Source organism: Desulfobulbus alkaliphilus, from assembly GCF_016918545.1.
GTDB lineage: Bacteria > Desulfobacterota > Desulfobulbia > Desulfobulbales > Desulfobulbaceae > Desulfobulbus > Desulfobulbus alkaliphilus.
In genome coordinates this window covers 1-485 of record NZ_JAFFQC010000154.1, presented here as the reverse complement: position 1 = coordinate 485, position 485 = coordinate 1, and the positions used below count along the sequence as shown (strand labels likewise).

General features: G+C 59.8%; 1 protein-coding gene. It reads left to right on the top strand.

The window, feature by feature from the left end; genetic code table 11:
* A partial coding sequence (gene argA / locus JWG43_RS17860; protein WP_205244297.1) for an amino-acid N-acetyltransferase occupies positions 1-401 on the top strand: 401 nt, incomplete at its 5' end.
* Between the last annotated feature and the right edge of the window lie 84 nt (positions 402-485).

Below are 485 nucleotides of genomic sequence, written 5' to 3'. Positions count from 1 at the left end.
ATCTGATCCGGCCGCTGGAGGAGGAAGGCATCCTGGTGCGCCGCTCCCGTGAGCAGCTGGAGATGGAGATAGACAAGTTCACCATCATCGAGCGCGACGGCCTCATCATCGGTTGCGCGGCGCTCTACTGTTTCATGGAGGAGGCGATGGCCGAGATGGCCTGCGTCGCCATCCATCCCGAGTACCGCAACTCCAACCGGGGGGATCAGCTGATCGCCAAGGTGGCCGAGCGGGCCAAGCGGCTCGGCATCCGCCGCCTGTTCGTGCTCACCACCCGTTCCATCCACTGGTTCCGGGAGCGGGGCTTCGATCCCCTGGAGGTGGAAGATCTCCCGGTGGCGCGCCAGCGGCTCTACAACTGGCAGCGTCGCTCCAAGGTTTTGTCCAAGACCATTTCGTAACTGATTGATCTTGTGCCTGGTTGTTGCCAATTGTGTACTTTTTTACGAACTCGATTGACAGTGCAATCCAGAGCAAGGTATTTC